This is a genomic window from Bacillus cereus group sp. Bce019 (assembly GCF_051781745.1).
Classification (GTDB): domain Bacteria; phylum Bacillota; class Bacilli; order Bacillales; family Bacillaceae_G; genus Bacillus_A; species Bacillus_A cereus.
Genome location: NZ_JBPWJX010000097.1, coordinates 1 through 278 on the forward strand (window position 1 = coordinate 1; position 278 = coordinate 278).

Consider the following 278-nt stretch of genomic DNA (forward strand, 5'->3'; position numbering starts at 1 on the left):
GCGCCATTACTCAGCTTTCTCAGGGACGGATTTGGATATTCGTCTGCGAGAGCGCAAGGTTGATACTGTTGTCCTAACAGGAGTCCTGACAGATATCTGTGTCCTCCATACGGCCATTGATGCTTATAATCTTGGCTACAATATTGAGATTATTGCGGGAGCAACGGCAAGTTTATCAGTTGAAAATCACAATTTTGCTCTCAATCATTTCAAACACGTTTTGGGTGCGACAGTAGTTGAAGGATAAAAGAAAAACAGATGATTTCTTAATTGGAAAT

General features: G+C 41.0%; 1 protein-coding gene. It reads left to right on the top strand.

Annotated elements, in window-relative coordinates; all coding sequences use genetic code 11:
* A partial coding sequence (locus ACS2QP_RS27600; RefSeq protein ID WP_438883039.1) for a cysteine hydrolase family protein occupies positions 1-247 on the top strand: 247 nt, incomplete at its 5' end.
* Positions 248-278 lie beyond the last annotated feature (31 nt).